This window comes from Ideonella livida (assembly GCF_010499455.1).
Lineage (GTDB): Bacteria > Pseudomonadota > Gammaproteobacteria > Burkholderiales > Burkholderiaceae_C > Ideonella > Ideonella livida.
On sequence record NZ_JAAGOH010000001.1, the window covers coordinates 367,692 to 391,822 of the forward strand.

25 protein-coding genes and 1 tRNA gene are annotated in these 24,131 nt (G+C 70.6%); 13 read left to right on the top strand and 13 right to left on the bottom strand.

Annotation, left to right across the window (positions count from 1 at the left end):
- Window positions 1-4: 4 nt before the first annotated feature.
- From G3A44_RS01750 to G3A44_RS01760, 3 genes are all read left to right on the top strand, one after another.
- Entirely contained in the window at window positions 5-1,252 is a 1,248-nt protein-coding gene (locus G3A44_RS01750) for a tetratricopeptide repeat protein (protein ID WP_163455755.1), read from the top strand.
- A 19-nt stretch (window positions 1,253-1,271) separates the two neighbouring features.
- A complete protein-coding gene (locus G3A44_RS01755) occupies window positions 1,272-2,222 on the top strand; it encodes a hypothetical protein (protein WP_163455756.1) in 951 nt (316 codons plus the stop codon).
- Window positions 2,223-2,406: 184 nt separating this feature from the next.
- On the top strand, window positions 2,407-3,594 hold the full coding sequence (locus tag G3A44_RS01760) for a hypothetical protein (protein ID WP_163455757.1): 1,188 nt from the start codon (window positions 2,407-2,409) through the stop codon (window positions 3,592-3,594).
- Window positions 3,595-3,628: 34 nt separating this feature from the next.
- Here G3A44_RS01760 and G3A44_RS01765 read toward each other — a convergent pair whose 3' ends face one another.
- Both G3A44_RS01765 and G3A44_RS01770 read right to left on the bottom strand, forming a co-directional pair.
- On the bottom strand, window positions 3,629-4,672 hold the full coding sequence (locus G3A44_RS01765; protein WP_163455758.1) for a DUF707 domain-containing protein: 1,044 nt from the start codon (window positions 4,670-4,672) through the stop codon (window positions 3,629-3,631).
- A gap of 142 nt (window positions 4,673-4,814) precedes the next feature.
- Complete coding sequence (locus G3A44_RS01770) at window positions 4,815-5,786, bottom strand: Bug family tripartite tricarboxylate transporter substrate binding protein (RefSeq protein ID WP_163455759.1); 972 nt, start codon at window positions 5,784-5,786, stop codon at window positions 4,815-4,817.
- A gap of 365 nt (window positions 5,787-6,151) precedes the next feature.
- Between G3A44_RS01770 and flhD the strand changes: the two genes are divergently transcribed.
- From flhD to G3A44_RS01820, 10 genes are all read left to right on the top strand, one after another.
- Complete coding sequence (gene flhD / locus G3A44_RS01775; protein ID WP_163455760.1) at window positions 6,152-6,475, top strand: flagellar transcriptional regulator FlhD; 324 nt, start codon at window positions 6,152-6,154, stop codon at window positions 6,473-6,475.
- A 56-nt stretch (window positions 6,476-6,531) separates the two neighbouring features.
- Entirely contained in the window at window positions 6,532-7,122 is a 591-nt protein-coding gene (gene flhC, locus G3A44_RS01780) for a flagellar transcriptional regulator FlhC (RefSeq protein ID WP_163455761.1), read from the top strand.
- A gap of 405 nt (window positions 7,123-7,527) precedes the next feature.
- Window positions 7,528-8,385 (top strand): flagellar motor stator protein MotA, encoded by an 858-nt coding sequence (motA, locus tag G3A44_RS01785; protein ID WP_163455762.1) that lies wholly within the window; start codon window positions 7,528-7,530, stop codon window positions 8,383-8,385.
- A gap of 9 nt (window positions 8,386-8,394) precedes the next feature.
- Window positions 8,395-9,330, top strand: a complete 936-nt coding sequence (motB, locus tag G3A44_RS01790) for a flagellar motor protein MotB (protein ID WP_163455763.1) — start codon at window positions 8,395-8,397, stop codon at window positions 9,328-9,330.
- A gap of 42 nt (window positions 9,331-9,372) precedes the next feature.
- A complete protein-coding gene (cheY, locus tag G3A44_RS01795; protein WP_163455764.1) occupies window positions 9,373-9,768 on the top strand; it encodes a chemotaxis response regulator CheY in 396 nt (131 codons plus the stop codon).
- A gap of 36 nt (window positions 9,769-9,804) precedes the next feature.
- On the top strand, window positions 9,805-10,437 hold the full coding sequence (locus G3A44_RS01800; protein WP_163455765.1) for a protein phosphatase CheZ: 633 nt from the start codon (window positions 9,805-9,807) through the stop codon (window positions 10,435-10,437).
- 100 nt (window positions 10,438-10,537) lie between these two features.
- Window positions 10,538-10,954 carry a YchJ family protein gene (locus G3A44_RS01805; protein ID WP_163455766.1) on the top strand — a complete coding sequence of 139 codons (417 nt, stop codon included), beginning with the start codon at window positions 10,538-10,540 and terminating at the stop codon, window positions 10,952-10,954.
- Complete coding sequence (locus tag G3A44_RS01810; RefSeq protein ID WP_163455767.1) at window positions 10,951-11,823, top strand: pseudouridine synthase; 873 nt, start codon at window positions 10,951-10,953, stop codon at window positions 11,821-11,823. Before G3A44_RS01805 ends, G3A44_RS01810 begins: the two co-directional genes overlap by 4 nt.
- Before the next feature lie 53 nt (window positions 11,824-11,876).
- Window positions 11,877-12,755: an EamA family transporter RarD gene (rarD, locus tag G3A44_RS01815; RefSeq protein ID WP_163455823.1), complete on the top strand. Its 879-nt coding sequence runs from the start codon at window positions 11,877-11,879 to the stop codon at window positions 12,753-12,755.
- 67 nt (window positions 12,756-12,822) lie between these two features.
- Window positions 12,823-12,898, top strand: a tRNA-Ala gene (locus G3A44_RS01820).
- A gap of 42 nt (window positions 12,899-12,940) precedes the next feature.
- Here G3A44_RS01820 and G3A44_RS01825 read toward each other — a convergent pair.
- The 11 genes from G3A44_RS01825 to G3A44_RS01875 all read right to left on the bottom strand — a co-directional run bounded on the left by G3A44_RS01825 (window position 12,941) and on the right by G3A44_RS01875 (window position 24,116).
- A complete protein-coding gene (locus G3A44_RS01825; RefSeq protein ID WP_163455768.1) occupies window positions 12,941-13,873 on the bottom strand; it encodes a phosphorothioated DNA-binding restriction endonuclease in 933 nt (310 codons plus the stop codon).
- Window positions 13,870-15,234 (bottom strand): prephenate-dependent tRNA uridine(34) hydroxylase TrhP, encoded by a 1,365-nt coding sequence (trhP, locus tag G3A44_RS01830; protein WP_163455769.1) that lies wholly within the window; start codon window positions 15,232-15,234, stop codon window positions 13,870-13,872. Before trhP ends, G3A44_RS01825 begins: the two co-directional genes overlap by 4 nt.
- 68 nt (window positions 15,235-15,302) lie before the next feature.
- Window positions 15,303-15,983: an OmpW/AlkL family protein gene (locus G3A44_RS01835; protein WP_163455770.1), complete on the bottom strand. Its 681-nt coding sequence runs from the start codon at window positions 15,981-15,983 to the stop codon at window positions 15,303-15,305.
- 41 nt (window positions 15,984-16,024) lie between these two features.
- The gene (locus G3A44_RS01840; RefSeq protein WP_239061639.1) at window positions 16,025-17,095 is read right to left on the bottom strand and encodes an SGNH/GDSL hydrolase family protein; all 1,071 of its coding nucleotides are present in this window, start codon (window positions 17,093-17,095) and stop codon (window positions 16,025-16,027) included.
- A gap of 162 nt (window positions 17,096-17,257) precedes the next feature.
- Window positions 17,258-17,968: a hypothetical protein gene (locus tag G3A44_RS01845; RefSeq protein WP_163455771.1), complete on the bottom strand. Its 711-nt coding sequence runs from the start codon at window positions 17,966-17,968 to the stop codon at window positions 17,258-17,260.
- Between the two features lie 14 nt (window positions 17,969-17,982).
- Window positions 17,983-19,110 (bottom strand): beta-ketoacyl-ACP synthase III, encoded by a 1,128-nt coding sequence (locus G3A44_RS01850; RefSeq protein WP_163455772.1) that lies wholly within the window; start codon window positions 19,108-19,110, stop codon window positions 17,983-17,985.
- 127 nt (window positions 19,111-19,237) lie between these two features.
- The gene (locus G3A44_RS01855) at window positions 19,238-19,945 is read right to left on the bottom strand and encodes a DUF6781 family protein (protein ID WP_203561251.1); all 708 of its coding nucleotides are present in this window, start codon (window positions 19,943-19,945) and stop codon (window positions 19,238-19,240) included.
- Window positions 19,946-20,064: 119 nt separating this feature from the next.
- A complete protein-coding gene (sbcB, locus tag G3A44_RS01860) occupies window positions 20,065-21,510 on the bottom strand; it encodes an exodeoxyribonuclease I (RefSeq protein WP_163455773.1) in 1,446 nt (481 codons plus the stop codon).
- Window positions 21,511-21,538: 28 nt separating this feature from the next.
- A complete protein-coding gene (locus G3A44_RS01865; RefSeq protein WP_163455774.1) occupies window positions 21,539-22,465 on the bottom strand; it encodes a DNA ligase in 927 nt (308 codons plus the stop codon).
- Between the two features lie 154 nt (window positions 22,466-22,619).
- Entirely contained in the window at window positions 22,620-23,390 is a 771-nt protein-coding gene (locus G3A44_RS01870) for an alpha/beta fold hydrolase (protein ID WP_163455775.1), read from the bottom strand.
- Between the two features lie 18 nt (window positions 23,391-23,408).
- Entirely contained in the window at window positions 23,409-24,116 is a 708-nt protein-coding gene (locus G3A44_RS01875; RefSeq protein ID WP_163455776.1) for a riboflavin synthase subunit alpha, read from the bottom strand.
- Window positions 24,117-24,131 lie beyond the last annotated feature (15 nt).

Consider the following 24,131-nt stretch of genomic DNA (forward strand, 5'->3'; position numbering starts at 1 on the left):
CCGCATGCTCACCGTCGTCATCGCCCGCTACAAGGAAGACCTGGGCTGGCTGCACCAGCTGCCCGCCGACGCCCGCCTGCTGGTCTACAACAAGGGTCCGGAACTGGCCGCCGGCGTGCTGCCCGCCAACGCCCGGGTCATCCCGCTGGAGAACCAGGGGCGCGAGAGCGATACCTACCTGCACCACCTGATGCACGACCTGGACATGGACCCGCAGGGCTTCACCCTGTTCACCCAGGGCGGCCCTTTTGAGCACGCCCCCTGGCTGCTGGACCTGGTGGAGCTGCGTGACCACTGGCGCGACGTGCAGCCCCTGTCGGTGCAGTGGCTGGCCGAGCAGCAGATCCCCCCCGGCCGCCTGGTCAAGGAGGACCAGCGCGACTGGATCGAGGACGTGCCGGTACGGCCGGAGCACTACTCGCTGCACACCTGGGCGCCGCTGTCCTTCCACGACGTGGGGGCGGTCAAGATCGGGCTGGCGTACCACAACATGCACGGGCTCAAGCCCGGCACCCACATCGGAGCGCACTTCTGGCACCTGTGCGGCCTGCACACGCTGGCCGCACAGGCGGCACAGGCCGACCTGGGGGTGTTCTCCTACGGCGCCATCTTCGCGGTGCGCAACGCCCGCCTGCACGACTTCGTGCGCCAGCAGGGCGAATGCCTGCCCAAGATGCGCCAGCTCAGCCGCAGCTACGAGACCTACGGCTATATGTTCGAGCGCTCCTGGTTGCACTTCTTCGGCGAGCCCTGCCTGCGCCTGCCTGCACTGGGCCAGGCCGCCAGCCTGCAGCTCGCCACCGAACCGGCCCAGACCCCGGCCGCCGCCAGCCCCCAAACCCCAGCCCAAGACGAGGCCTGCCAGCTGGCCGACGTGCGCGAACAGGCCTTTGCCGCCAGCCGCGCCGGGGACCTGGACGGCGCCATAGCCCTGCTGGGCCAGGCCCTGCAGCGCTGGCCCGGCCAGGTGGAGGTGATCTCCGACCTGGCGGCGCTGGCCCTGAGCCACGGTGAACCTGCGCAAGCCGCCACGCTGGCGCAGCACGCCCTCAAGCTGCAGCCCGAGCATGGCTGCAGCCTCTACACCCTGGCCATGAGCCAGGAGGCCACCGGACAGGCCGAGGCCGCCCTGCACACCTGGCTGCGCCTGGCCGACGGCGCCGCGGTGGCCCACCTGCGCGAACAGGCCCCCGAACTGATCGAGGTGGTGGCCAAGCGCCTGGAGGACTATCGCCTGGCCATGGCCGCCTGAAGCACGCCAGGGCCGCACCATGACCGTCATCGACCTGCCCACCCGCCAGGCCCGCCGCCCCCGACAGCCCCTGACCGAGGCCCAGGTGCTGGCCCTGCTGGAACGCCCCGCGCCCCCGGAGCAAGCCGCGGCCGAGGCGCTTCCCGCCCCCTCTGGCGGCAGCCCCCTGGCCCGTCGCATGAAGGCCAGCAAGCTCTACGTCTTCACCCTGCCCAAGGCCGGCACCTACTTCCTGGCCGAGCTGGCCTCGCGCCTGGGCTGGTACCACAGCGGCATCCACCTGGGTGAGGACCACTACCTGGACACCGCCGCCCAGAGCCTGGCTGAGAACGCGCACAACCCCTCGGCCGTGCGTCGCCAGCAACCCTTCACCCGCACCCTGGCCGAGCTGCCGGCGGGCGCGCTGTGCGTGGGCCACATGCCCCCGCTGTACTTCAACCGTCCGCACCAGGCCGAGGTGGCGGTGCTGGCCTGCCGGCGCCACCCGCGCGAGGCCCTGGTCTCGGAGTTCATCGACTTCCGTTTCCGGCGCGACGACGAGCTGGTGCGCTGGATCCATCCCCGCACCGTGCCCGACCACCTGGCCGCCTTCACCCTGTACCTGCGCCAGCACGGCCCGGTCATGGCCGACATCGTGGCCACCTGGGTGGCCTACCACCAGCTGCGCCAGTCGTCCTGGTATGTGCGCACCCGCCCCATCGGCGAGTACGCCGCCGTGGACTTCGAAACCCTGATGGGCGCCGACCCCCTGCCCGCACTGCGCACCATCGCCCGGGCCTTTGGCCAGCGGCTGGACGACGCCAACCTGCTGGACCTGCACGCCCGCGCCAAGGCCGCCGACAACAAGACCAAGGCGGTGGGCCAGCGTTTTCCCATCCCGCGCGAAGCGCTGTGGACGCCACAGGCCGAAGCGGCCTACCAAGACCTGGGCATGCCGGAACTGGCCCGGCTGCTGGGCTATCCGGGCTGAGGCCCGGCGCGGCGCCCGACCGCCCCCCACGGTTAGCATCCGTAGCCCCGGCACCTGCAGCGCCGGCCAGCCGCCGGGTGCCACAGACGCTGGGTACCATGGGACAGCACGCGGCCCGGACCGGCGCCCGCGCCCCCTGTCCCACTGAAAGCCCGCCATGCGCCGCTGCATCCTCCACTTCGGCATGCACAAGACCGGAAGCTCCGCCATCCAGTCCTACCTGTTCGAGCATCCGCCCACCGACCCCACGCGCTGGACCTACCTGCACTTTGGCCACGCCAACAGCAGCGGGTCGGTGCAAAAGCTGCATTCCCGCCAGGCGACCCGCAAGATCGCCCGCGCCGGAGGCCACCCGGCGCGCCTGGCTGCCGCCCAGGCCCGGCTGCAAGCCCAGCTGGAGCAGGCCCTGGCGCAGGCCCCGGCCGACACCCTCATCCTCTCCGCCGAGGGCCTGACCCATCTGCAGGAGCCGGAGCTGGACGCCCTGGTGCAGACCCTGCGCCGGCATGTCGACGTGGTACAGGCCGTGGGCTACCTGCGCCCGGTGGCCAGCCACATGGACAGCGCGCAGCAGCAGCTCATCCGCGGCGGCGGCCACCGCTTCGTGCCCTCGGCCAGTTTTCCGCGCTACCGCACCCAGCTGGAGAAGTTCGAGCGGGTGCTGGGCCGTGACCAGGTGCAGTATTGGCCCTATGAGCCGTCCACCTTCCCCGACGGCTGCGTGGTGCAGGACTTTCTGCAGCGCCTGGGGCTCACGCCCCTGCCCGGGGCCCAACCCCGGGTCAACGAGCGCCTGTCGGCCGATGCCCTGTCCCTGCTCTATGTCCTCCAGCACGCGGCGCTGGTGCCGGCCAAGCAAAAGGACACGCGGGCGATCCGCGACCGCCTGATCCAGCAGCTCATCCGCCTGCAAGGCCCGCGCATGACCCTGGACCCGGTGCTGGTGGCCGGGCTGATGGCCCAGCACCGCGACGAGATTGAATGGGCGCAGGCGCGGGTGGCCATCCCCCTGGACACCCCGCAGGCCGCCTCCGCAGGCCTGCGCCAGGTGGCCACCGAAGCCGACCTGCTGCGGCCCGGGCCCGAGGCGGTGCGCTGGCTGTCCGCACAGCTGGGCACGCCGCTGGCCGAGGATGCGCCGCTGCCGGTCCTGGAAGGCGCCCTGTTCCAACTCTGGCGACGTCTAGAGGCCGAGGCATCGGGCCAGCCAGCCCCTGCGCTGCTGAGCGGTGTCGAGCTGGCACGGGCGGTGCGCCGCGCCCAACGCGAGGCCAAGCGGACCAAGCGCCGGCAGATCCAGCGCCGCCGTGAGGCGCTGCAGGCCAAGGACCAGACGCCACCGGCATCGGCCCCCGGCGCCGCCGCCGCCTGAGCGCCACACCGCACCGGGCTGCACCCGGCAGCGCTCAATGCGCCCGGTAGCTCGGGAACATCTCCGCCCGGGCCAGGCTGCCCGCCTCCACCGCCGGCCGGGCGGCCGGGGTGCCAAAGTGCAGGCCGGCCGGGGCCAGCGCCTGCTCCAGCACCGCGCGCACAAACTGCCGGCCATAGCGCACCCGGCCCTGCTCGCCCCCCTGCCACCACGCCAGGTGGTGGCCCAGGTAGCGGGTGAGCTGCGCCGCGCTGAGCCGGCCCTGGGCCACCAGGGGCTGCAGGCTGGCCAGCACCGCCTCCAGCATCACATCCAGCTCGGTGGGGCTGGCCCCCAGGCAGACGGCGTCGCCGTTCTGCAGCAAGCCACCCAGGCTGAGGTGCTGGTCCGAGGCGGACTCGATGAAATGCGTGGCACACACCCAGCCGTCCTCCTGCAGCGGTGAGCGGCCCGCCTTCTGGCTGAAGGCGTAGTTGGGGCCACCCAGCGGGCGGGTGTGGCGGATGGGGGTGTCGTCAACGATGGCCAGCCGTCCCAGCGCGCTCAGGCGTGGCCACAGGCTGTCCAGGCCGTAGCCGCTGATCGCCCCGTCCAGCGTGGGGTACACCCGCGCCAGAAAATCCACCGACAGCACCGGCGCCATGATCTCCACGAAGTTGGTGAAGCGCAGCTGGAAGGCCGGATGCTGCAGGGTGATGGGGTGGGCGAAGTAGGAGTCGTGGCTCAGCGCCGGCTGGGCCAGCTCCAGCCGCAGGTCGGCGCAGATGGCAAACAGGCGGCTGGCGTTCTCCGGTGTGCAGGCCAGGTCGTCGTCGGGGATCCAGACGTACTGGTAGCGGGAAACGGTGTCCCAGTGCTGTGCCAGGGTGGCCTGCAGACCAGGCCATTTGGCCCCCTTGACCAGGTGGGTGAACACCGCCTGATCGGCCTCGGCCGGCGGCTCATCGCCGTACCACGAGAAGGCCACGTCGAAGTTCTGCTGCGCCAGGCCGGCCATGGCCTGCGGATGGAGCGAGCCGGGACCGGCACGCCAGAGGATGAGGTAGGGGCGCTCGCTCAGGGGGGGGGCGTCGGACATGGCAGAGGGTGGCGGCAGGGGATGACCCACTGTAGGCAGCCGCGCCGGTCGGCCATGCGCCGAACTGCAGGGCGAAGGCCCCGCAGATGCAGCCGCCGGCGGCGCCACCCCGGCCCGGGGCGCTGCCGCCGACCCTCCCGGGTCATTCCGGCTCGATGCGGGCGGCCTTGACCACCTTGCCCCACTTGGCGGCCTCGGACTTGATGAAGGCCGCGAAGGCCTCGGGCGTGCCGCCGCCGATCTCATTGCCCTGGGCCAGCATCAGCTCGCGCTGCACCGGGTCCTTCAGGGCGGTGTTGGCCGCCTTGTTGAGCAGGGCGACGATGGCCGCCGGCGTGCCCTTGGGCACCACCAGGCCCTGCCAGTTCATCGACTCCACCTCGGGATAGCCCATCTCGGCCATGGTGGGGATGTCCGGCATCAGCGGCGAGCGCTCCTTGCTGGTGATGGCCAGGCCGCGCAGCTTGCCGGCCTTGAGCGAGGGCATGGCCGCATACATCTGCTCGAACATCATGTCCACCTGCCCACCCATCAGGTCGGTGGTGGCCGCGCCGCCGCTGCGGTAGGGGACGTGGGTCATGTCGATGCCGGCGCTGTGCTCGAACAGCGCGCCGCTGAGGTGGTGCGAGCCGCCGATGCCCCCCGAGGCGTAGCTGAGCTTGGCGTTCTTGGTCTTGGCGGCGGTGACGATGTCCTTGACCGTCTTGAAGGGCGAGTCCGGCCGCACGGTGAGGATCAGCGGACCGCGCTCGATCAGCATCACCGGAATCAGGTCGTTGAAGGGGTCGTAGCTGAGCTTCTTGAACAGCGCATGGTTGACCGCCAGGGGCGCGAAATTGCCCATGCCGATGGTGTAGCCGTCGGGCTTGGCCTTCGCGATGGCATCGGTGCCCACGTTGCCGCCGCCGCCAGCGCGGTTCTCCACGATGATGGTCTGGCCCAGTTGCGAGCCGATGAGCTTGGCCATCTGGCGCGAGCGGATGTCGGCGCCACCACCGGCACCGTAGGGGCAGATCCAGGTGATGACCTTGCTGGGATAGGTCTCCTGGGCCAGGCCCAGGCGGGGGGCCAGGGCGCCCAGGGCGGCGGCCTGCAGAAGATGTCGACGTTGCATGGGGTGGGTCTCCTGTGGTTGTGGGCTGCGCCAGGCGCTGCAAGGGATGCGCGGCGGGGCAGCAGCGGTGGCATGTTCAGTGCTGACGGCTTTCAGCGCACTTTCAACCTGGCGGATCAGGCCTAGGCAAAAACCCGCAGTCCTGCCAAGCCCCCGGGGCAGGCCGGGGTTTCGGCGCGGAACTGGACGGTCTTTACCCCGCAGTTCGAGGCCTTGGATGACAGGCTGTGTAGGAATTTGCCTGACACGGGCATTGGAGAAACCGGGACTCCAGTCACCGAACGCCGCCGATGTTTCGCCCCCGTGTCGCTCCGTAAAGTTCACTCCAACGCAACACCACCGCAACACGCCCCAGGAGAAGCACCATGGAAACCTCTCAAATCCTCGCCGAGATCCGCGAAGCCAACCTGTCCTACCTGATGCTGGCGCAGAGCCTGATCCGCGCCGACCGCGAGCAGGCCCTGTTCCGCCTGGGCATCTCGGAGGAAACCGCCAGCCTGCTCAACACCCTGACGCCGGCGCAGATGATGAAGATCGCCAGCGGCAACACCCTGCTGTGCCGCTTCCGCATGGACGACGAGCTGGTCTGGAGCCTGCTGACCAGCCACGGCAAGGCCGCCGCCAACGACAGCGTCAGCCGCCTGCACGCCTCCATCCTGATGGCCGGCCGCCACCAGGAAGCCGCCTGAGCGGCCTGCCCTGACGCCTCCGACCGACCTCCACGCCTCCCAGACGGAGCCCCGCCATGGCACGCACCAAGAGCATCCTTGACGAACAGCGGCAGATCGAACGTGCGGTCACGCTGATCAAGCTGGGCGCCCGCCTGCAGGTCCTGGAGTCGGAGACCGACCTCTCCTACGAACGGCTGTTGCGGCTGTACAAGGAGGTGTCGGGCAAGAGCCCCTCCAAGGGTCAGCTGCCCTTCTCCACCGACTGGTTCATGACGTGGCAGCCCAACATCCACGCCAGCCTCTTCCTCAACATCCACGAGTACCTCAACAAGACCGCGGAGATGGAGGAGATCGACACCGTCATCAAGGCCTACCAGCTCTACCTGGAGCATGTGGAAGTGCAGCAGCTGGAGCCGATGCTGTCGGTGACACGCGCCTGGCGCCTGGTGAAGTTCGTGGACAACGGCATGCTGACCATGACCCGCTGCACCCGCTGCGGGGGCCACTACGTGACCCATCCGCACGAGATCGCCAAGCACTACATCTGCGGCCTGTGCAACCCGCCGGCGCGGGCAGGCAAGGGCCGCCAGGCCGGCTCGCTGCAGCTGCCCAACGCCGCCGAGCGCGAGCTGTCGGCCGCCGGCCCCTCCGGTCTGGACGATTGACCCCCCAGCCCGGCAGGCCGGCCCGCCGGCCGCCACCGGGGCTGCACAACGGGCCGCACCGCACTTCAGCGGTCGCCCCTCAAGTTTTCCGGCGGTGCCGCCGACAACACAGTGGCTGGCACCACCACCTCCCGCCGCCGACAGGCCACCCGGCACGGCGGCGACGGGAGTCGACAGGTCTCGTGGCAGTGGTTTTGTGTTCGTGTTCGTCTCCTCCTTAAGCACACCTTGTGCTTCTTCGGGCGGGCTGCTTTCAGCCCGCCCCTTTTCTTTGGGCGCGCGACTTCACGACAGGGCCTGCACCGCCGGCCCGCCCCTCAAGCCGGCGGGCCGGCGGGCCGATAAGACCGGCAGAGGCCATCCCGCCAAGGGACGGCCGGGACCTGACGGAAAGCCCCTCACACCATGTTTGTCATCGTCGGCTGGCTGGTCGCCATTGGCTGCATCTTCGGCGTGTACATCGTGCACGGCGGCAACATCGGCGTCATCCTGAAGGCCCTGCCCTTCGAGATGATCACCATCTTCGGCGGGGCGCTGGGCGCCTTTGTGGCCAACAACCAGCCCAAGGTGCTCAAGGCCACCGCCAAGGGCCTGGGCGCCTGCTTCAAGGGCAGCAAGTACTCCAAGGCCCGCGCCATGGAGTTGCTGGCCCTGCTCTACGACATCCTGCAGAAGGCCCGCAAGGAAGGCCTGATGTCCATCGAAAAGGACGTCGAGGACCCCCACAGCTCGGCCATCTTCCAGAAGTACCCGGTGGTGGGCAACGACCACCATGCGGTGGAGTTCATCACCGACTACCTGCGCATGATGGTCTCGGGCAACCTCAACGCCCACGAGATCGAGTCGCTGATGGACACCGAGCTCGAGACCCACCACCACGAGGCCCACTCCGCCGCGGCGGCCATTGCCCGCCTGGCCGGTGCGCTGCCCGCCTTCGGCATCGTGGCCGCGGTGCTGGGGGTGGTCAACACCATGGGCTCGGTCGGCCAGCCGCCGGCCATCCTGGGCGGCATGATCGGCTCGGCCCTGGTGGGCACCTTCCTGGGCATCCTGCTGGCCTACGGCTTTGCCGAGCCGCTGGCCGGCCTGCTCGAGCAGAAGATCGACGAGGACGGCAAGGAGCTGCAGTGCATCAAGACCACGCTGCTGGCCTCGATGCAGGGCTACGCGCCCCAGGTCGCCATCGAGTTCGGCCGCAAGGTGCTCTATTCGACCGAGCGGCCATCGTTCTCCGAGCTGGAAGCCCACGTCAAGAAGAAGTGAGGTGCGGCCATGGCCGGCGACGCCAAGAAGCTCCAGCCCATCATCGTCAAGAAGGTCAAGAAGGGTGGCCACGGCGCCCATGGCGGCGCGTGGAAGATCGCCTACGCCGACTTCGTCACCGCCATGATGGCCTTCTTCCTGCTGATGTGGCTGCTGGGCTCCACCACCGAAGGCGACAAGAAGGGCCTGCAGGACTTCTTCGCTTCCCCCCTGAAGGTGGCCATGATGGGCGGCAGCGGCTCGGGCGACGCCTCGCACGTCGTCAAGGGCGGCGGTGAGGACCTGACCCGCCAAGGCGGCCAGGTCAAGAAGGGCGACATCGACTCGCCACGCAAGACTTTCAACCTCAAGGCCCTCAAGGCCGAGCATGCGCGGGCCGAGACCCAGCGCCTGCAGGCCCTGCAAAGCGAGATCGAGAACGAGATCGCCAACAACGCCAAGCTCAAAGGGCTGAGCAGCCAGATTCGCCTGGACATGACCCGCGACGGCCTGCGCATCCAGATCGTGGACGATCAGAGTCGGCCCATGTTCGACTCCGGCAGTGCGGTGGTCAAACCCTATATGCGCGAGCTGCTGCAGAGCATCGGCGACGTGCTGGGCGAAGTGACCAACCTCATCACCCTGGAGGGGCACACCGACGCCACGCCCTTCCCCGGCGGCGACCGGGGCTACAGCAACTGGGAACTCTCGGCCGACCGGGCCAACGCCTCGCGGCGCGAACTCATGGCCGGCGGCCTGGCCGAGAACCGCATCCTGCGGGTCCAGGGCCTGGCCTCCAGCCAACCCTTCGAGAAGAACGAGCCCGGCAGCCCGCTCAACCGCCGCATCAGCATCATCGTGATGAACCGCGAGGCGGTGGACCGGGTGTTCAAGCCCCAGCCCGTTGCCGAAAGCGAGGACGAAGGCGAGCAACTCCCCTCAACTCCCCCCGTCAGCACCCGATAACCCTTCCAGCGAGACCGCGCCAACTCCGCACGAGGACCCACCATGAACCCCAGTGACCTGAAATTCCTTGTCGTCGACGACTTCTCGACCATGCGGCGCATCGTGCGCGGGCTGCTCAAGGAGATGGGCTGCAACAACGTGGAAGAGGCCGAGGACGGTGCCGTGGCCCTGCACATGCTCAAGAGCGCGCGCTTCGACTTCGTCGTCAGCGACATCAACATGCCCAACATGAACGGCTTTGACCTGCTCAAGGCCATCAAGGCCGAGCCCAGCCTCAAGCACCTGCCCGTCCTGATGGTGACGGCCGAGGCACGCAAGGAAGACATCGTCCTGGCCGCCCAGAGCGGCGCCGCCGGCTACATCGTCAAGCCCTTCACCAAGGCCACCCTGGAAGAGAAGGTCCAGAAGATCATGCAGAAGATGGCCGCCACGGCCTGAGGCTGCCGCCCTCCGCCCCATGCCAGGGAGACGACGATGAAACTGGACGATCTCACCACCTTGACCCCGAGCGAGCCCATGACGGTCTCGCCGGAGGTGTTTCAGCAGCTGGGCTCCATCACTCGGCTGCTGCACGACACCATGCAGCAGTTGGGCGTGATGCCCAAGCTCCAGGTGGCCACCGACGGACTGCCCGACGCGCGCAGCCGCCTGACCTACATCGCCAACAAGACCGCCGACGCAGCCAACAAGGTCCTGAACTCGGTCGATCAGGCCAAGGCCGACCACGCCCACATCTCAGCGGCCACCCGCGAACTGGCAGCCGCCCTGGTGGCCGATCCCGTGCGCGCGGTCGCCTCCGGCAAGGTGATGAACTTCGTGCAGGACGTGGAACAGGCCACCGCCCGCATCGACGGCCACCTCACCGACATCATGCTCGCCCAGGACTTCCACGACCTCACCGGCCAGGTGGTGGCCAAGGTGGTGACCCTGGCCAACGACCTGGAAGACAGCCTGGTCAAGCTGCTGGTGCAGGTGGTCCCCCCCGAACAACGGGAAAAGGTGGACCCCACGGTGCTGCAGGGCCCGGTGGTCAACGCCGAAGGCCGCACCGACGTCGTCACCGACCAGGGCGAAGTGGACGACCTGCTGGCCAGCCTGGGCTTCTGAGCGGCGGCACCGGCACGGTCCGCGCGAAGCCCGCCCCGACCCTGCCCACCCCGCCCTTCCCGCCTGCCCCTTGCGGGGCCACATGCGGCAACATGCCAGCATGACCCCAACCCCCTGCCCCTGCGGCCGTCCCGACGGGCGCGGCCGGCCCCTGGCCTATGCCGCCTGCTGCGGCCGCTGGCACGCCGGCCCCCTGCACCTGCAGGCGCCCGACGCCGAGGCCCTCATGCGCTCGCGCTACAGCGCCTTCGTGCTCGGCCTGGCCGACTACCTGCTGGCCACCTGGCACCCCCGCACCCGGCCCGCCCACCTCGACCTGCACGAGCCCGGCCTGCGCTGGCTGGGCCTGGAGGTGCGCCAGCACCGGCCCACGGACGCGCAGCGGGCCGAGGTCGAATTCGTCGCCCGCAGCAAGCAGGGCGGACGCGCCCACCGCCTGCACGAGCGCAGCCGCTTCGAGCGTCTGGACGGCCGCTGGCTGTACGTGGACGGCGACCTGGACCCCGGCCGCCCATGACCACGGCGCCCATCGCCCTGATCCACCACGACGCCCACCTGCTGGTCGTGGACAAGCCCGCTGGCCTGCTGGTCCACCGCAGCGCCCTGGACGCCCATGAGACCGACACCCTGGTCGAGCGCCTGCAGCGCCAACTGGGGCTGGGTCCACAAGACTTCCTGGCGCCGGCCCACCGACTGGACAAGGGCACCTCAGGCCTGCTGGTGCTGGCCCGCCAACGTGCGGCCGCCCAGGCGCTGGGCCTGCAGTTCGACCCCGGCCACGCAGCACCGGACGCCCCGCGCCCGGACCGCCCCCACCGCCGCTACCTGACCCTGGTGCGCGGCTGGCCGCCCTTGCAGACCCGGGTGGACCATCCCCTGGCCCGCGACCCTGAGCGCCCCAGCCAGGGGCAAGTCCAACTCGCCGCCAGCACCTGGCTGCGCCGGCTCGCCCGGGTCGAGTGGCCCTTCACCACCGACCCGCGGCACCCTGGCAGCCGCTATGCCCTGGTCCTGGCCGAGCCCCAGACCGGCCGGCGCCACCAGATCCGGCGCCACCTCAAGCACCTGGCCCATCCCGTGGTGGGCGACAGCACGCACGGCAAGGGCCAGCACAACCGCGCCGTGGCCGCCTGGACGGGCCACCCGCGGCTGTGGCTGCATGCCCTGGGCCTGCGCCTGGCCCATCCCGCCGACGGCCGGCCCCTGGCGCTGCAAGCCGCACCCGGCCCGGAATGGGCGCACCTGCTGGGCCTGCCCGGCTGGACCGTGGAGCCGGACCTGCCCCCGCTGCCGCCCGCCCACGGGCCCGATGCCCTGCACGCCTGGGCCGACGCCCTGGCCACCCTGGACATCGAGCCAGCCCCCGCCGCCCCCAGCCCCCGCTGACGCCCCGGCCCAGGCCGAACCGCCACAATCCGCGGTTTCGCCCTTTGCCCACCATGCCCCGCACCGGACTCCTCGCCGCCGCCAGCGCCTACCTCATGTGGGGCCTGTTCCCGCTCTACTTCCACCACCTGGCCTCGGTCCAGGCCGTGGAGGTGGTGCTGCACCGCTCCGCCTGGTCCCTGGTCTTTGTCGGCCTGCTGCTGGCCTGGCAGCGGCGCTGGGCCTGGCTGGGGCCGGTGCTCGCCCAGCCACGCACGGTGGGCGTGTTCGCCGTCAGCGCCCTGCTGTTGTCGTCCAACTGGGCGCTCTACGTGTGGGCGGTGCAGCACGGTCAAGTGCTGGAGTCCAGCCTGGGCTACTTCATCAACCCGCTGTTCAACGTGCTGCTGGGCGTGCTGGTGCTGGGCGAGCGGCCCCGGCCGGTGCAATGGGCCGCCATCGGTTTGGCCGCGCTGGGCGTGCTGTGGCTGGGCTGGGTGGCCGGGCGCCCCCCCTGGATCGCCCTGGCGCTGGCGGCCAGCTTCGGCCTGTACGGCCTGCTCAAGAAGCTCGCCCCCCTGGGCGCCTTGGAAGGCTTGGCGCTGGAGACCGGCCTGCTGGCGCCCCTGGCCTTTGGCGGCCTGGCCTGGGCCCTGCTGCAGGGTGGCGACAGCGCGCACGCCAGCGCCGGCACCTGGGGCTGGCTGCTGCTGGCCGGCCCCTTCACCGCCGTGCCGCTGCTGCTGTTCGCCTATGGCGCGCAGCGCATCCCCCTGGGCACCCTGGGCCTGCTGCAATACCTGGGCCCCAGCGTGCAGTTCGCCCTGGGCGTGTGGGTGCTGCACGAACCCCTGCAGCCCGACCGCCTGCTGGGCTTCGCCCTCATCTGGACCGCCCTGCTGATCTACAGCGGCGAGACGGTCTGGCGCCTGCGCCGGCCGGCCGCGGCCTGAAGCCCCAGGCCCAAAGCCGCCCTTGCCCCCAGACGCCATGGGCGGTGCTACACTCCGCAGCGTTTGTGGGGACGTAGCTCAGCTGGGAGAGCGTCGCGTTCGCAATGCGAAGGTCGGGAGTTCGATCCTCCTCGTCTCCACCAACCCCAACACCCCAAGGCCGCTGCACCACAGCGGCCTTTTTTTTACCGGCCGGAGCTGGGCTGCCCCTTGAACACTTGCGCGCGGTGCCAGGCCACATACGGTGGGGCCGGCCGATGCTCAGGCAGGATGGGGCCCTGCAGGGGCTGGGCGTGGTGGCGCATCAAGACCTCTTCAAAGCGCTCGCCGCCCTGCACATGGTCGGATACCCAGATCTGGTGGCCGTCCGCCACGGTCAGCGCCCCAAGGTCAAAGAGCTTGTGGTGCATCGCGCACAGGGCCAATCCGTTGTCAATGCTGTCCGGGCCATGGGCCATGTGCCATTGGATGTGCGCCGCCTCGAGCCCGAGGCTCAGCTCGCCCATGCGCAGGTCCAGCGCACAGACCGCGCACCGGAACCCGTAGGCCTGCAAAACCGCCTGGCGGAAATGGGGATCTCGCCGCCGTCGGTGGCGCGCTGCGTCGGCCACGTCCAGCTCATCCAGCCCGACGGCCGCGCGGATGTCGGCATGCAGCGTCGTGGGGAAGTTGTCATCCAGCAGCACCTGCGCGGCCTGGTCGAGCCTCTCCGGTGAACCGTCGAGCGCCATCAGGGCGTCGGACGCCAGTTGGCCAACCGCCTGCGCGGCACGAAGCTCAGCTTTGGTCGGGTCGTGGCGAGGCGAGCGGAGCGCTACGTGGCGGCTGGCGGACACCACCCACAGGCCGTCGTGCTGGAGGCGCCAGAACGGATATTCCGGATGCAGGGTCTTCGCACCGGGGCCAAACGCCCTCAGCAGCGCGGACAGCGCCGTCTCGCACTCGGTGAAGGGCAGCTGGCGCTGACCACGGTGAAGTCGTCCGAGCACCAGCAGGAGCAACAGGGGCTTGTGCGGGGCGCGGACGTCACCTCGGCGCCAGGTGTTCAGCCGCCTGAAGTGCGCCAGGACGTCGGCGCCGCCGTCCGGAGGGCAGGCGCCGGGGTTCGCACCGCTCAAAGCATGCGCGCGATCAGCGCCCCTTCGGTGGGCCCTTCCAGCGGGAGGAAGACGCGCAGCGGGTTGCCCTGGGCCACCTCAATGGGCTGCCCCTCCTGGTTGTGCATGGCGCTCAGGGTGACGATGCGGTTGCCGGCGGGGTGGATGATTTCCAGCCGGTCGCCCACGGCGAAGCGGTTCTTGGTCTCCACCTCGGTCCAGCCGTCGGCGCGCTGGCCGATGACCTCCGCCACGAACTGGCTGCGCTCGCCCACCGAGTGGCCGGTGATGTAGTTCTGGTAGTCCTGCGAGGGGCGGCGCTCCAGGAAGCCGCTGGTGTAACCGCGGCTGGCCAGGCCTTCCAGCTCCAGCAACAGCTCGGGGTTGAAGGGCTTGCCGGCCACGGCGTCATCAATGGCGCGGCGGTAGACCTGGGCGGTGCGGCTGACGTAGTACTGGCTCTTGGTGCGGCCTTCGATCTTCAGCGAGTCCACGCCGATCTTGGCCAGCTTCTCCACCTGCTCCACGGCGCGCAGGTCCTTGCTGTTCATGATGTAGGTGCCGTGTTCGTCCTCCATCACCGGCATCAGCTCGCCGGGGCGCTGGCTTTCCTCCAGCAGGTAGACCTGGTCGGCCAGGGGGTGGCGCGGCGCGCCGCCGCAGGCGGCGAAGCTGGCGTCGGCCTCCTCCTGCTCCTTACGGAAGTCGAAGTCGCGCATCAGCTGCACCGGCTGCACCTCGCCGCTGTCGTTGGCCTCGGTGCCGGCGTGGGTCTTGTAGTCCCAGCGGCAGGCGTTGGTGCAGGTGCCCTGGTTGGGGTCGCGGCGGTTGAAGTAGCCGCTGAGCAGGCAGCGGCCGGAGTAGGCGATGCACAGCGCACCGTGCACAAAGACTTCCAGCTCCATGTCCGGGCATTCCTGGCGGATGCCGGCGATCTCATCCAGGCTCAGCTCGCGCGAGAGGATGATGCGCCGCACGCCCAGCCGCTGCCAGAACTTCACCGTGGCCCAGTTGGTGGTGTTGGCCTGCACCGAGAGGTGGATGTCCACCTCGGGCCACTTCTCGCGCACCTGCAGGATCAGGCCGGGGTCGGCCATGATGAGGGCGTCGGGCTTGAGGGCGATGACGGGTTCGATGTCACGCAGGTAGGTGCGGACCTTGTCGTTGTGCGCGATCAGGTTGCTGGTGACGAAGAACTTCTTGCCGCGCTGGTGGGCCTCGGCAATGCCTTGGGCCAGCTGTTCCAGGCGGAACTCGTTGTTGCGTGCACGCAGGGAGTAGCGCGGCTGGCCGGCATACACCGCGTCCGCGCCGAAGTCGTAGGCCGCCCGCATCTTGGCCAGGGAGCCAGCGGGCAGCAGCAGTTCAGGAGCCTTGAGCATGGGCCGGATTGTCCATGCATGCCCCAGCCCTTGGGGGGCCGGGGGCTGTGGGCCAGCGGGAGCAGCGCTCAGAAACGGTAGCCGACGGCCACGGCGGTGGAGCGCGGATCGAGCCGGGTGTCGATCTGCTGGCCGCTGCTGAGGTGGGTGGTGGTCTTGAGCTTGGTCTGCACCAGGGCGGCGTCCAGGAACCAGCGCTCCCCCAGGGCCAGGGTCACGCCCAGCTGGGCCGACAGGCCCCAGGCGGCATCGATGCTCAGGCGGGTGGGGGGGCCGCCGGCGTTGGTCATGGCGGTCAGGGCGCCGCTGCCCTCCTCGCCGTAGAACTTGGCATAGGTCAGGCCCAGACCCAGGTAAGGCCGCACGCTGGACCCGACGGCAGCAAAGCGGTACTGACCGAAGACGGTGGGCGAGACCTGCTTGGTGCTGCCGATCTTGCCGGAACCGGCGATGGCGCCGTCGCCCACGATGTCGTGGGTGTAGGGCAGGCCGCCAAAGGCCTCCACGGTGAAATGCTCGCCCAGGGGGACCGTGAGGGTGAAGATGGGCTGGGTGTTGGCCCGCACGTCCACCTGGGTGCCAGGCAGGCTGGGGGCGGACAGGTCACCGCTGCCGAGCTGGGGGGCGATCTGGTTGAGGCCGAGCTTGAGCGACCAGCCGGATGGCAGCAGGGCCTGGGCAGCGGCGGACAGCGGCATGGCGGCGGCCAGCAGCGCCAGGCCGGCCAGGGACAGGGAGGTTCGCGACATGGGGGGACTCCTGGGATCTGGGTTTCGCACGGGCGCCAGGCTCACAGCCAACCGCGCTGGGCCATGCGGATGGCCACCAGCTGCGCCAGCAGCGAATGGCCGTAGGGGGTCGGATGCACGGCGTCGGCGAACAGGTAGCGGGAGGTGTCGCCGGTGTTGAGCGTGGCCGGCGAGCACACCAGCGAGGACGAGACCACGCTCAGGTTGCAGGCGGTGTCGCTGACGTTGGAGAGCTGGTACTGGTCCGGATGGGCCAACTGGTCCTGGTTGACGGCAAAGGCGTCCACCACCAGCAGCCTGTCGCTGCTGCCCAGGGCGGTGCGCAGGGTGGTGTTGAAGGTGGTGACCATGTTCAGGATCAGGGCCTGGGCGCTGCTGCCCTGCCCGACCGCCATGGGGGTCTGGCTGACGTCGGGCACCTCCACCACCACCACCCGCTGCGCCCCCTTGGCCAGGATCTGGTCCTTGACCAGGGTGGCCAGCTCGGTGGCGGCGGTGGCCATGGCGGTGACGGCGGTGGTGGCGGCAACGGTGGCGTTGCCCCCGGCCCCCACCGTGGCCGAGAAGGTGGCCAGCTGGATGAACAGGTCGTTGGCCCCGCCCAGCACCGTCACCAGGTCGTCGGCGGCAAAGCGGTCCCCGCTCTGGCTCAGGTGGTCGGCCACCTGGGTGACCAGGGGCACGGTGGTGGCGCCCATGGCGTCACCCAGCAGCTTGTGGCCCGGGCCCACGGGATGGGTGACGCGGGCGCCCCCCTGGGCATAGGCGTGGCAGCCGGTGTGGGTGGTGACGGTCTGGGCAAAGCCGGCCAGGCTGCCGCTGGACTCCAGGCCGGTGCGGTAGGCGCAGGGGGTGTCCACGCCCAGCTGCGCGGCCAGGCGCTGCACCCAGATGCGCGAATCGCTGCCGCCGTTGACGGTGAACTTGCCGCCCCCGGTGGCCGCCACCAGGCCGGTGGTGGCGTAGCTGCCTACATCGCTCAGGCTGTCGCCGAAGGACACCAGCTTGCCGTAGCTGGCGCGCGGGGCCTGGTCACCGTCTCCCCCGCCGCCGCAGGCGGACAACATCAACCCCACCGCCACGGCCAGCGGCCACCGACGCATCTGCTTCATGACTTCCTCACTTGATCACCACCAAAAACGAACGACCGTTCGCTTTTCAAGTGGAGACTGTAGGAGGGCGCCACAGCGGGCGTCCGGGGGCAAACCCGGGAAGCTGGGGTAGGTCCGGAGGTGAACCTGTCACACAGGGGACGACGGCGTCCCCCCCCGGCCTCACTTGCCGGCGCGCAGGGCCTTCTCGTCGTCCTCGCGGAAGCGGCGCGAGCCGCAGCTCAGCCGCCACTCCTCGCGGTCCAGGTCCAGGTCCTGGCTCTGCTGGTCCAGCTGCGCCTTGGTGGCGTTCCAGGCCGAGAACTGCGGGTCCAGGCCCTGGCTGCGCTGATTGAACTGGGCCACCTGGGCGTCGGCCTCGCCGGCCCGGCGCTCGTAGTCGCTGGCCCAGTCGTGGCGTGCCTTGTTGAGCGCCAGGCGTTCCTGCTCCAGCTGCGCGCGCTGGCGTTCGATCTGGCCGCGCGAGAGGCCGTCCGGGTTGGTGTCCAGTCGGGCCAGGCGCTGCTGCCAGTCCCGCTGGCGGGCGTCGTGTTCGGCCTCCTGCGCGCGCAGGCTGCGCAGGGCCTGCATCACCTGTTCCACGGCCGCGCGCTCGCCGGCCAGGGCTTCGCGCTGGCGGTCCAGGGGCTCACGCACCTGGTTGTGGCGGGCGATGGCCTCCTCCAGGGCCTTGCGCCGCTGGGTCAGGCCGTCCTGCTGGCCCAGGCAGGCCCGCAGCTCGTCCTTGGTCATGATCTTGCCGCCGGCGGCCGGGGGCTGGCCACCCAGCGTGCCGGTCTTGCCTTGGGCCTGGGCGGCCGGTGCCACCAGGGCCAGGCCCAGCAGCAGCGCCGGCAGCAGTGCCGGCGAGGTCAGGGGTTTCAACGGGGACATGGGATTCCTTGTTCTCAACACTTGCGCACCACCACGCTGCCGATGGAGTAGCCGGCCCCGAAGGAGCAGATGACGCCCAGGTCCTGCGGACGCAGGTCGGCGCGGTGGTGGTGGAAAGCAATGATCGAGCCGGCCGAGGAGGTGTTGGCGTACTCGTCCAGGATGAGCGGCGCCAGGTCAGGATGCACCTCCTGCCCGGCCAGCTTCTTGATGATGAGCTGGTTCATGCCCAGATTGGCCTGGTGCAGCCAGAAGCGGCGCACCTGGGCGGGGCTCAACCCCAGGCCCTGCAGGTGCTGCTGGATGTGGGCAGCCGCCATGGGCACGACTTCCTTGAAGACTTTGCGGCCCTCCTGCCGGAAGGTCTTGTCGCGGGCCAGGGGGTCGCTGTCCTCGCTGCGGTTGAGGAAGCCGAAGTTGTTGCGGATGTTGTTGGAGTACTGGGTGGCCAGGCGGGTGCCCAGCACTTCCCAGGTGTCGGCGGCGGTGGCGGTGGCGGCAGCCTCCACCACCACGGCGGTGCACACGTCGCCGAAGATGAAGTGGCAGTCGCGGTCACGCCACTCCAGGTGGCCCGAGGTGATCTCGGGGTTGACCACCAGCACGCAGCGCGCGGTGCCGGCGCGCACGGCGTTGACCGCCTGCTCGATGGCAAAGGTGGCCGAGGAGCAGGCCACGGTCATGTCAAACCCGTAGCCGCCGGCGCCCAGGGCATGTTGGATCTCGATGGCCATGGAGGGGTAGGCGCGCTGCATGTTGGAGGCGGCGCAGAGCACCGCGTCCACGTCGGCGCCGGTCTTGCCCGCCGCGGCCAGGGCCTGGCGGCCGGCGTCCACGGCGATCTCGGCCAGCAGCGAGAGCTGGTCGTCGGGCCGGGGCTGCAGGCGCGGGTACATGCGGGCCGGGTCCAGCACGCCGGACTTCTCCATCACGTAGCGGCGCTGGATGCCGGAGGCCTTCTCGATGAACTCGACGCTGGAGGGCTGCAGGGCCTCGCGCTGGCCCGCGGCGATGGCCGAGGCGTGTTCGGCGTTGTGGCGGGCCACGTAGGCGTTGAAGGCTTCGACCAGTTCCGCGTTGGTGATGACCTCGGGCGGCTGGAAGAGGCCCGTGCCGCTGATGACGACAGGGGACTGGGACATGGCAGGGGAAAGAGGCAGAAGAAGGGCGGATTGTCCCGCCGCACCGGGCGGCGGGCTGTCACCGTCTGGACCGGGCCTGGGGGCCGCAAGCGCCCCGGGCGACCCGCCGGCGGCCTCGGCGGCGGTCTCAGCTCCGCTTGCGGGCGGGCGCGCGGCGGGGCGCGGGAGCCGGCTCGGGGGCGGGCGGGGGCACCTGGCGCATGGCATCGGACAGGCCCATCAGCACCCCGCTGACCAGGGCGTGGTAGCTGCCGGCCAGGCTCTGGGCAGCCTTCAAACCGGCCTGGCGGCCCTGCTTCATGGCGGCCTGCATCTGTTCGGTGACCTGCACCACCGTGGCCGCCGCCTGCTGCCCGGAGGCGGTGCCGGCCAGCTTCATCTGGTCGAGCACCGGCTGCCAGGCGCTGGCGGCGGGATGCTCGGCCCCGGCGGCCTTGCGCACCACGCCCAGCAGCAGGGTGTCGAACTTGTCGAGCTCCTCCAGGGCGTTCTGCATCTGCTTCTCGCCCAGGTTCACACCATGCTCGACGAAGCGCTCCAGGGCCACGCGGTTGGCCTCCACCGCCTTGAGCAGCGCATCGTCCACCCCGGCCACGGCCGTGGCCAGCATCTGCTCGACATCGGCCGCGGGCGCAGGGTTGCGGGCCGCGCCGGCGCTGGCGGCCTCGGTCACCGACTTGACCACGCCCTTGATGTTCTTGAGGGTCATCTCACGGCCCTGCAGGGCCTTGAGGGTGACTTCGGTGACCTGCTGGCGCAGCGCCTGGCTGTGGCGCGCGCTGGACTGGGCGAACTGCTCGATGAGCGCATCCTGATCGATGCCGGCTTTGAACATGACGTCTGTCTCCTGTGGGTGGACCAAGGCCGGCGGCACCGACCGTGCCGCGCACGATAGCGCCAGCCACCGCCCCCCGGCTGAGGGCTTGCCCGCCCCCGGGACGGTCCGGTGGGGCGTCAGCGCAGCGGCGGCGCGATGCTCTCGGCGTATTCGTAGAGCGCGGCCAGCAGGTCCATGCCGGCCTCGTCCTCGCGGGCCTCGCACTCGGCCTGCAGGGCGTCCACGCGCTCGAAAAAGGCCGCCAGCGTGAGCCCGCCGCCGGTCCCGTGGTGCAGGCGGTCGACCCGGTGCTGATGCCAGCGGGCCTGGCCGGCGTCGTCCAGCGCCTGGGGGTGGTGGCGGGCGTGGAAGCGGAACACCAGCTCCTGCAGGCGGGGGTCGTCAAAGCCGGCCCGGGCCCAGGCCGGGTCGTCGCCGCTGAGCGCGCGCAAGCGGTCCAGCCGGCCGCGGTCCTGCGGACTGAGGAAGCCGCCGTACAGGTCCTCGTCCACGTCCACGGGCCCGGCGGCCGCCGGACGGCTGAACACCTCGGGCCAGATGCCGGCCATGCTGACGCCCTGGCGGGCGCAGGTCTCGGCGTGGCGCAGGGCTTGGGCCATGTCCACGCCCCAGCGCTCGGCCAGGGCGGGGCTCAGGGTCTTGAGGTTGCCGATGACCACCGGCGACTTGTTGACGTGGATGGATTTCAAGGGCAGCCGGGTCATGCCCTCGGGCAGGTCCTCGGTGCGGGTGAACAGGCGCTGGCGGATGGCCGCGGCGTCCAGGGTGAACAGCTCGGCGGGGTCCTGCGCCAGGTCCCAGACGATGAGCTCATTGCGGTTGGTGGGGTGCGGCGCCAGGGGCCAGACCACGGCAATGCAGCCGCGTTCGGGGCCGTACATGCCCGAGACGTGCAGGAAGGGCCGGCCCACGCCGATCTCGGCCCAGACCTCGTCCTTGCGCCGCATGCGCAGGCAGAAGTCCCAGAGCCGGGGCTGGGCGGCCTTGATGCGGCGGGCCAGCGCGATGGTGGCGCGCACGTCGGACAAGGCATCGTGCGCGGCCTCGTGCACCAGGCCGTTGGCCCGGGTCAGGTCTTCCAGCTTGAAGGAGGGGCGGCCATCGGGGTGGCGTGGCCATTGCAGGCCCTCGGGCCGCAGCGCGTACATGCAGCGCACGGTGTCCAGCAGGTCCCAGCGGCCGCAATCGTGCTTGTACTCCCGGGCATAGGGATCGCGCAGGGTGCGCCAGAACAGGTGGCGGGTGACCTCGTCGTCAAAGCGGATCGAGTTGTAGCCCACGCCCACGGTGCCGGGCTCGCCCAGCTGGGCCTCGATGGCGGCGGCGAACTCGTCTTCGGGCAGCCCATGCTCCTGGCAGTGCTGCGGCAGGATGCCGGTGAGCAGGCAGCTCTCGGGGTCGGGCAGCGTGTCCAGCGGGGGCTGGCAGTAGAACATCTGCGGCTCGCCCAGTTCCTGGAGGTCGGCATCGGTGCGGATGCCGGCGAACTGGGCCGGTCGGTCGCGGCGCGGCACGCGGCCGAAGGTCTCGTAGTCGTGCCAGAGGAAGCTGAAGGTGCTCATGCCCGGCACGATAGCGCAGCGGCCGGGCTCACCAGCCCGCCGGACGCTCCCGCACGAAGGTGGGAAAGCGCGGCAGCCCCGATGGGGTGCGGCCACGGTAGGCATAGGTGACCCAGCTGCCCACGGGGGGTGGGTCCTCCCGCTGGCGGTCGGTCAGGCCGCTGCCCAGGCGGAAGACACGCCCCTGCCCATCCTGCACGCGCAGCGCGCCCACCCGGCCCGCCAGGCGGCCCTGTCCGGGCTCGTGGGCCAGCACCCGGGCCTCGTCGTCCTCCACCGGCTTGTACTTGGCCAGGGTGGCCAGCCGGCCGGCCTGGTAGAGGGCGTCGGCACGGTGCAGCACCAGCCCCTCGCCGCCCTGGGCCACCACCTGGTCGCGCCAGGCGCGCAGGGCGGCGGCATCGGCCACCCGGCGCTGGCCCAGCAGGGCCACGGGCCAGCCATCGGCCACGGGGTCGTGGGCCGGGGCCTCGGGCAGCCAGCGCCGCAAGGCCTCCAGGCGTTGGGTGAACCCACCGGGCTGGCCCGGCGCTTCAAAGACCCGGTAAAGCACCTGCGACCAGGCGGCGGGATCCGCGGCCTGCTGGCGCACCTGGCCGGAGAGCAGGTCAAAGCGGCCACGCCCGCCCCACAGCTCCCCGTCCAGCGCCACCGGCGGCAGCCGGGCCAGCCAGGCGGCCGGCGCGGCCACCTCGCCACCGCCCCGCAGGCGCAGGCGCTGCCCGTCCCAGAAGGCACGCACGCCGTCGAGCTTTTCGCTGACCCACCAGTCCCGGGGGTCGGCCCCGTCGGCCCAGGTGCTGGCCAGGGACAGCCCTGGCGGGGCCGACGGCTGGGCCCCGGCCTGTGCGCCCGCACCCAGGCCAGCCCAGGCGGCCAGCCGGCCCAGGCAGTCGCGGCGGTTGCAGGGGGTGAACGGGTTGGTGGCGCCCGGTGGGCGGCGGTAGCAGGTCATGGCAGGACTCCCGGCTGATGAGGCAAGCGGACGGCGGACGGCCCGCATGCAGACCAGCGCCCGCAGGCATCTTGGGAAGTTCCGGCGGCGCCGGCATCCCCCCACCGGGGGCCCTCGGGCGGGGGAGATCCGCCCGGCGGTGGGCGCGCGCCGATCAGCGCCCTGCGCTGAGGAAGCGTTCGATCACCTGCACCAGGTGCAGCGGCGTCTCGTGCGCCGGGTAATGGCTGGCGCTGGGCAGGATGCGGATGTGGGCATGGGGAAAGGCCTCCATCCAGGTTTCGCGCACAAAGGCCTCGGTCAGCGCCGGGTCGTGCGCCCCCACCAGGGCCAGCATCGGGTGCGGCGCCCCTTCAACCACCACGGCAAAGTCCTGGCCGGTCCAGGCCTGCACATAGCCCAGGAAGGCCTCGGGCTGGAGCTGCAGCGCCGAATGCTGGACCTGCTGGTCCAGCCAGGTGCCCGGCAGGCGGTTGGCGGTGAGCAGGTCCAGCAGCGCCCGGCGCACTTGCAGGTCGTCGGCGGCCTGCATGAAGCAGGCCTGGCTGCCGGCATCCAGCGGAAAGCCGCTGGCCGGGACGGGACAGACACCCACCAGGCGGAAAACCCGCTCGGGGGCCTCCATCAGCACCCGCTGGGCCACCATGGCGCCCATGTCGTGGCCCACCAGGGAGAACTCAGGCCACCCCAGCTCATCGGCCAGGGCGAGCACGTCCCAGGCCATCTCGACGATGGAGTGGTCGCCCTCCTCCTGCAGCCGGGCGCCCATGCCGCGCGGCTCGAAAAACACCGCGGTGAAGCTCTGGCCATCGATCCAGCGGTGCAGCTCCCCCCAGGACAGGTCGGGCCCCAGCCAGCCGGGCAAGAAGAAGACGGGATGCGGGCCGTGGCCGACCCGCAGCGGGGCGTGGGAGAGGGTGTCCATGCGCGCCTGGCAGCAGGCTCAGCGGGACGTGCGGGGCAGCGGGGCCAGCAGCGCGTCGGTGCTCTGGCCCTGCTGGGCCAGCAGGGCCTCCAGCGCGGGCAGCAGCGGCCCCAGGCGCTCGTCCAGGGCGTCGCGCACGGTGTCGACGAAGACCTGGGTGGCACGCTCGATCTCCACGTTGAGGGGCTGCCCTGGCTGCAGGGTGCCGAAGGTGGTCATGCGCAGGGTCTCCGGAATCAGCCAGACCTCGAACCAGCCGGCGCGGCGGTCGGCGTCGGCCACGGTCAGGCTGGCGCCGTTGAGGGCGATGTAGCCCTTGGCGAACACGTAGCGCATCCAGGGTTCGGGCACGGCAAAGCGCAGCACGTAGTTGTTCTCGGGCTGGCGGATGCTCTGCAGCGTGGCGGTGAAGTCCACATGGCCGCTCAGCGGATGGCCGCCGATCTCGGCACCATCCTTGGCTGCCCGCTCCACATTGAGCGCGTCACCCACCTGGAAGCGGCCCAGGGTGGTGAGGTTCAGGCTCTGCAGCATGACGTCGAAGTCGGCCTGGTCCTCGCCATGCAGCGCGGTGACGGTGAGGCAGACCCCGTCGCAGGCCACGCTGGCGCCAATGGCCAGGTCCCGGGCAAAGCCAGCGGGGAACTGCAAGCGGAAGCTGCGCAGACCGGGACGGTCGGTAAGGGCGACGATGCGGGCCACGCCCTGAACAATGCCGGTGAACATGGATTTCCTGACAGG